This window comes from Psychromarinibacter sediminicola (assembly GCF_029168335.1).
Classification (GTDB): domain Bacteria; phylum Pseudomonadota; class Alphaproteobacteria; order Rhodobacterales; family Rhodobacteraceae; genus Psychromarinibacter; species Psychromarinibacter sediminicola.
Map to the genome: position 1 here is coordinate 1 of NZ_JARGYC010000125.1, position 6617 is coordinate 6617.

Consider the following 6617-nt stretch of genomic DNA (forward strand, 5'->3'; position numbering starts at 1 on the left):
GAGGGTGTCACATTCACCGACGGCGTCGCCCAGGGCGACACCAAAACCCGCGCCGCGTGATCAGGCAGCGTCACCCAAATTCGGGCATAGCTCCAGCTGAGCCCTTCATACCTTCAGTCGATGAGTTCATTGAAATCGAATTGACAGACACAGGCGACACCGGAGTCGTTTGGAGCAGCCGGGATTTTGTCCGCCACTACTACAACGGTCGTGGACGTGGTGTTACCGTTCGGGAAACCGGACATCTGAGCAGAATCGTGGCGCAGTACATGACCTCCACTGTGACAAAGAGCCTTCAGGACAACATTGCAGAGGTAGCCAGAGAACACCCAAACGGTGCTTTTTCGGATGACTTCGAGAACACATACGATATGACCGGGATCGTATTCAGCATCGGTGACACCACAATAGGCGGTCGCTTCACGGGAAACTGTGTTGCGGAGTTCGGTATTCTGACGGTCGCGGGGCAATTCGATTTCTACCTGGAGGATGAGTTCGCCGATCCAGCCGATGTCGGTATGGAGGTTGTCGACCTCGGCGAGACCATCTATGAAAATATCCACAGGCCGCTGGAAGATTACCTTCGCGGACGTGTCGGGCGACCTCCCACAGGGCCACAGCGGCTGGGCATTCACACTGGCGAACCGTATTCGATCACGGATAGATGGACTGGTAGCTTCTCGGGTCAGATCTTTGCGGATCGAGCACGCAGCAGGTTCGGGTGAAACATCGGGATAGCGACAACGGTAATGACGGGGTGCTTGGTGCCCTCTTGGGCCTCGCACTGATCCCGATCGTCATTGTAGCGCTCTGGGTCGTAATCGTCTTCAACAACAGCTATCGCACCTGCGTACGGCTCGAGAACGGCGCAAACCTCGGCTATGAAGCAGTTTTCGATCTTGGCAGGCCGTACCTGAAGCCAATTGCGGTTCCGCGATTGGAGGATGGGACGCCAATTGTCCGCGACAGTCTTTGGTCTATCAAAGTTACGCCGACTACCATTTACGGACTTTCAATGGCGCCGTCTATAGACGAGCGTGTTTATCGCTTTGCATGGCGCAACGACTTGGGTTTGGTCTTGGCAGCCGATGATCCCGCCGAATACGAGCGCCTGGTTGCCGAAGCAGGGGACGCGAATTGGGACATTGAGATCAACAACGTCGGCACCCAATGGCTAATGAATGAATTAGCCGAGCGACCGGAATTCGAAGTCGGCCGATGTCCGACGTCCTTGGTCACATGGTGATCCATTGCCCACCCCACGCGAAACCATCCTCGCCGCGCTTTATGCGCGGCTCTCGGCGCTGCCCGCCACTGCGCTCCGCGGCGAGGTGCTACCCGAACGCGTCCCGGCCGAGGGCCTGCTGATCCTGCGCGACGGTGAGCCAGGAGAGCCTGAGGTCACGTTGTCGCCCCTGCGATACCACTACCAGCATCGCGCCGAGATCGAGGCGGTCGTCCAAGGCGCAGCCCGTGATACCGCCTTTGACACGCTGACCGCCAGCATCGGCGCAGCGCTCGCCGCCGAACGCACGCTGGGCGGGCTGTGCGACTGGGTCGAGGCGGAAGCGCCGCGGCCCGTCGATCTGCCGGTCGAGGGCGCCGCGAGTCTGAAGGCCGCGGTCATTCCGGTCGTCTTGCATTATTCAACTGAAGACCCGCTTGGGTGAACCTGCGGCCCGCCTGAAGGCCGCGTTCGGCGGGACGACAGTCCACTGGACTGTCGTCTGATCCGCCTCACTCCCGGTCGTGCTGCACTATTCCACGGCCGATCCGCTCGGCTGATCCCGACAACGCGAGGAGAAAACGATGGCACGAGCTCAGGGGGCGCGGGCGCTGATGGCGCTTGCGTTCGAGACCGTCTATGGCACACCGCCTGCGAGCGGCTTTACGAAGATGCCGTTCGCCAGCACCTCGCTGGGGGCGGAGCAGCCGCTGCTGAACTCGGAGCTTCTGGGCTACGGCCGCGATCCGCTGGCGCCGATCAAGGACGCGGTGACGGCGGACGGCGATGTCGTCGTGCCGCTCGACGCAGAGGCCTTCGGATTCTGGCTGAAAGCGGCCTTCGGGACGCCCACGACCACGGGCGTCGAGGCACCCTACAGCCACGAGTTCCAGTCCGGATCCTGGACGCTGCCCAGCATGTCGATCGAGACCGGCATGCCGGAGGTTCCGCGCTACGCGATGTATTCCGGCTGCGTGCTTGACCAGATCACCTGGCAGATGCAGCGCTCCGGCCTGCTGACCGCAACGGCCCGTTTGGTGGCGCAGGGCGAGACGGTCGGCACGACCACCAGCGCCGGAACGCCCGCCGCACTGGAGCTGAAGCGCTTCGGACATTTCAACGGGGCGATTACGCGCAACGGCTCGGCCCTCGGCAATGTGGTCTCGGCCGAGATCACCTACGCCAACAACCTCGACCGGATCGAGACCATTCGCTCAGACGGGCGCATCGACGGCGCCGACCCGTCAATCGCCGCGCTCACCGGCCGGATCGAGGTGCGCTTCGCCGACCAGACGCTGGTGACGCAGGCGATCAACGGCGAGGCCTGCGAAATGGAGTTCGCCTACGTTCTCCCCTCGGGCAAGAGCTTCACCTTCACCGTGCACGCCGTCTACCTGCCGCGCCCGCGCATCGAGATCTCCGGGCCGCAGGGGGTGCAGGCGACCTTCGACTGGCAGGCCGCGCGCGACAGCGTGGTCGGCCGGATGTGCACCGCCACCCTCGTGAACGATGTGGAGACCTACTAATGCTGACGCTCGACCTGACCAACTCCCCGCGCTGGCATGATCTCGCGCCCGGCGTCCGGGTGCAGCTGCGCCCGCTGACAACCGCGCTGATGGTGGCGACGCGCAGCGATCCGGCCGTCGAAGCCGTGCCCGAGGAGGCCTCAGACGAGGAACGCGCGGTCGCGTTCGCCAAGGCGCTGGCGCGACGGGCGGTGCTCGGCTGGGAGGGCATCGGCGACGCCGACGGCAACGCCATCGACCCAAGCCCCGAGGCCGTCGATGCGCTGCTCGATATCTGGCCGATCTTCGAGGCTTTCCAAATGACCTACGTCTCGAAGGGTCTGCTGCTGGAACAGGAAAAAAACGCCTCCGCGCTCTCGCCGAATGGTCCTTCGGCGGGGGCGAGCGCTACTGCGAAGCCTGCGCACCCTGCGAGGGCCGCGAGCAAGCCTGCGCGGACTGCCCGGCGCGGCTGAACCGTTCGGTAACGCCGGAGGGTTGGCAGGTCTGGGACCTGGTCGGCCGCCTCGGCGGTCAGCTGCGCGTGCTGCCCGGCGCCGTGATCGGTTGGGATATGTCGGCCGCGCTAGCGCTCGGTGACGCGCTCGGCGTGCCGCCGCTCGCCATGGCCGAACTGCTGCCCGTCATCGAAGCGGTGATGGTGGCGAAGCTCAACGAACAGGCTCAACGAACAGATGGATCACTCCCATGGCTGAGAAGAGGGTTAGCGTCCGCCTCGCGGCCGTGGGCGGACGGCAGGTGCACGCCGAGCTGGAAGGCGTGGGCGAAGCCGGATCGCGTGGCTTCGGACGGCTGAGCCGCGAGATGGAAGCGGCCAACGTAAGGCTCGCGGCCTTCTCTCGACGGGTCCGGGTCGCGGCGGCCGCCGCAGTTGCCGCCGCCGCCGCTGCTGGCGTGGCGATGATCCGCTCCGGGCTGCAGACAGTCGATGCGCAGGCCAAGCTCGCGCAGTCGCACGGAACCACCGTCGCCTCGATCCAGACGCTCGAGCGCGCGGGTGAACTGGCGGGCGTGTCGATGTCCGGCATCGAGCAGGCGACCAAGGATCTGACCCGCCGTCTCAGCCAGGCGGCCGCCGGCACCGGCCCGGCCGCCGACGCGCTCAACCGGCTGGGGCTCTCTGCCACCGACCTGATCGCCCTGCCGCTGGATCAACGCGTCGGCGCGATCAACGCCGCCATCGAGAGCTTCGTGCCCGCCGCTGAGCGCGCGGCGGTCGCGGGCCAGCTCTTCGGCGAGGAAGGCTCCATCGCCATGTCGCGGATCGATACCGCGACGCTGCGCCAGGCGACGGAGGACGTGCTTGCTTTCGGCGTCGTGGTCTCGGAGCAGGACGCCGACCAGATAGAGCGGACGAACGACGCGATCTCGCGCCTCGGGCTCATCTGGCGTGGGCTGTCGAACCAGCTGGCCGTCGCCGCAGCCTCCGCGCTGGAAGCCGTCGCTAACGCCATGGCGGCGGTGGCCAGCCGCACCGGGCCGCTCGGCATCGCGATCCGCGGTCTCTTCGACAACATCGGTCGCCTGACCACCTATGCCGCGACCTTCGCGGCCTTACTCGCAGGCCGCTGGGTGGCGGGCTTGGCCGCCGCGGCGCTGTCCGTGCGCGGTCTCGCCACGGCGCTGGTCGTGCTGCGGGGCGCGTTGATCCGCACCGGCATCGGCGCCCTAATCGTCGGTGCAGGCGAGCTCGTCTACCAGTTCACCCGCCTCGTGTCGGGCGCGGGCGGGTTCGGCGAGGCGATGTCGCTCCTGAAGGACGTCGCAGTCGAGGTCTGGGAGCGGATCAAGATGGGCGCGGCGGCGGCGGGTGCAGCCGCCACAGCGATGTTCTTCGATCTGAAGGCCGACGCCGCGTCGGGCATGCAGAGCGCCATCGAGAGCGTCGTCGGTTTCGGCAACACGGCCGCGAACACCTTCGAGGGCGCCTATCAGGCGATCAAGGCGATCTGGGGTCTGCTGCCCGCTGCCATCGGCGATCTGGCGTTCCAGGCGGCCAACAGCCTGGTCGATGGTGTCGAGGCGATGCTGAACGGCGTGGTCTCGCGCATCAACGGCTTCATCGGCGGCATCAACCAGGGGCTCGAAGCCCTCGGCTCGGAGCGGCGCATCTCGCTGGTGCCGGACCTCGATCTCGGCGAGATCGAGAACCGCTTCGAGGGAGCGGCGACCGCTGCGACCACCGCCGCGCAGGCGGCTTTCGACCGCGCCTTCGAGGACAACCCGCTGATCGCCCCGGATCTCGGCCTGACCGAGGCGGCGAACCGCGCGCTCGAGTCCGCAAACGTCTATCGGAGCGCCGCGCGCGATCTGGCCGAGGGTGCCCGCGCGCCACTCGAAAGCTGGCAGGCGCTCCGCGAAGCGGTGCGCGGCACCGACGTGGCCAGTGCCGATGCGCTGACCGAGGCCACCGGCGCGGCCGAGCGGTTGGAGACGGCACTCGGCGATGTAGGTCGCGCCGCGACAGGCGCAGGCGCGGCGGCCGGGGCTGCTGCTGCGGCAGCGGAACCGGACACCGATGCCGCCGTCACCGGCTGGCAGGCGGTCACGGCGGCGCTGTCGGACTATGCCAGCAAGGCCCGCGAGATCGGCGGTGACATCGGCCAGAGCCTTGTCGGGGCTTTCCAGTCGGCGGAGAACGCGGTCGGCGAGTTCGTGAAGACCGGGAAGCTGAACTTCCGCGACCTCGTCACCTCGCTCCTGGCCGATCTCGCCCAGCTTGCGGCACGCCGGTTCATCCTGGGGCCGATCGCAAACGCTCGATGCTTTCCTCATAGGGACCGAGATGCGCGGGCTGACGACGATCCGCTCGGGCGCGTCGAGCTATCCGGCGGTGCAGGCCTTCCGCGATTTGGCGGCCGACGTGCGCGCGATTCTCGGGGAGGGAACGGCGATCAGCTACGCGGCCGACTGGTCGGAGTATTTCGGCCACCAGCCCGGCGACGACTCGGGCGACGTGTTTTTCCATCTCGATCCGCTCTGGGCCGATCCGGAGATCGATTTCGTCGGCATCGACAACTACATGCCGCTCTCCGACTGGCGCGACGGGTTCGAGCATGCCGACGCGGCCGAGGGCTGGCCCGCGATCTACGACCGGGCCTACCTGCAGGGGAACATCGCGGGCGGTGAAGGTTTCGACTGGTTCTATGCCAGTGCCGCCGACCGAAGCGCGCAGGTCCGCACGGCCATCACGGATGGCGCGGCGGCCAAGCCGTGGGTGTTCCGCTATAAGGATCTGCGCGCGTGGTGGTCGAACGCGCATTACAACCGCCCGGGCGGTGTGGAGAGCGGCACGCCGACGGCATGGGCGCCCGAATCCAAGCCGATCTGGTTCACCGAGTTCGGCTGCCCCGCCATCGACCGGGGCACCAACCAGCCCAACGTCTTCTTCGACCCGAAGTCTTCGGAGAGCTTCACGCCGTACTTCTCCCGCGGTTGGCGGGACGATGCGAACCAGCGGGCGTATCTCGAGGCGACGTACCTCTGGTGGGGTGAGGCCGCGAACAATCCGATCTCGTCGGTCTATGGCGGCCGGATGGTGCATGTGCCGGAATGCGCCGCCTGGACCTGGGACGCGCGGCCCTATCCCTTCTTCCCGGCGCTGACCGACGTCTGGACGGACGGCGCGAACTGGCGGCTTGGCCACTGGCTGACCGGGCGGCTCGGGGCAGTGTCGCTGGCCGCGCTCGTCCGGCACCTCTGTCTGCGCGCCGGGCTGCCCGAGTCCCGGATCGACGTCACCGGCCTCTGGGGCGCGGTCGAGGGCTACGCCATCCCGGAACCGCTCGCGCAGGCTGTCGGCCACCTCGCGCCAGCGGGCATGGGCCTGGTCGCGGTCCTTCTCGGCGAAGACGGTCTTCACCACG

General features: G+C 66.9%; 6 protein-coding genes and 2 pseudogenes. 7 read left to right on the top strand and 1 reads right to left on the bottom strand.

Going from position 1 to position 6617, the window contains the following annotated elements; genetic code table 11:
- Positions 1-113: 113 nt before the first annotated feature.
- Positions 114-563, bottom strand: coding sequence for a hypothetical protein (locus P1J78_RS23650; RefSeq protein ID WP_275569842.1), 450 nt, complete (start codon positions 561-563; stop codon positions 114-116).
- Between the two features lie 158 nt (positions 564-721).
- Between P1J78_RS23650 and P1J78_RS23655 the strand changes: the two genes are divergently transcribed.
- The 7 genes and pseudogenes from P1J78_RS23655 to P1J78_RS23680 all read left to right on the top strand — a co-directional run.
- Positions 722-1246 (top strand): hypothetical protein, encoded by a 525-nt coding sequence (locus tag P1J78_RS23655; protein WP_275569843.1) that lies wholly within the window; start codon positions 722-724, stop codon positions 1244-1246.
- A 4-nt stretch (positions 1247-1250) separates the two neighbouring features.
- Positions 1251-1670 carry an RNA-binding protein gene (locus P1J78_RS23660; RefSeq protein ID WP_275569844.1) on the top strand — a complete coding sequence of 140 codons (420 nt, stop codon included), beginning with the start codon at positions 1251-1253 and terminating at the stop codon, positions 1668-1670.
- 139 nt (positions 1671-1809) lie between these two features.
- Positions 1810-2751, top strand: coding sequence for a phage tail tube protein (locus tag P1J78_RS23665; RefSeq protein ID WP_275569845.1), 942 nt, complete (start codon positions 1810-1812; stop codon positions 2749-2751).
- A complete protein-coding gene (locus tag P1J78_RS23670; RefSeq protein ID WP_275569846.1) occupies positions 2751-3206 on the top strand; it encodes a phage-derived protein YdaY family protein in 456 nt (151 codons plus the stop codon). The genes P1J78_RS23665 and P1J78_RS23670 overlap by 1 nt, the downstream gene beginning before the upstream one ends.
- A gap of 98 nt (positions 3207-3304) precedes the next feature.
- Positions 3305-3547, top strand: coding sequence for a DUF7697 family protein (locus P1J78_RS25615; protein ID WP_445260962.1), 243 nt, complete (start codon positions 3305-3307; stop codon positions 3545-3547).
- Positions 3439-5511 (top strand): annotated as a pseudogene (locus P1J78_RS23675) (phage tail tape measure C-terminal domain-containing protein); the annotation flags it as partial. The gene P1J78_RS25615 and the pseudogene P1J78_RS23675, both read left to right, overlap by 109 nt.
- A pseudogene (locus P1J78_RS23680) lies at positions 5510-6617 on the top strand (GTA TIM-barrel-like domain-containing protein); the annotation flags it as partial. The pseudogenes P1J78_RS23675 and P1J78_RS23680, both read left to right, overlap by 2 nt.

Bases quoted from the DNA above. Each gene is read 5' to 3' on its own strand.
- P1J78_RS23665 (WP_275569845.1), top strand. From the start codon at position 1,810: ATGGCACGAGCTCAGGGGGCGCGGGCGCTGATGGCGCTTGCGTTCGAG.
- P1J78_RS23670 (WP_275569846.1), top strand. From the start codon at position 2,751: ATGCTGACGCTCGACCTGACCAACTCCCCGCGCTGGCATGATCTCGCG.
- P1J78_RS25615 (WP_445260962.1), top strand. From the start codon at position 3,305: ATGTCGGCCGCGCTAGCGCTCGGTGACGCGCTCGGCGTGCCGCCGCTC.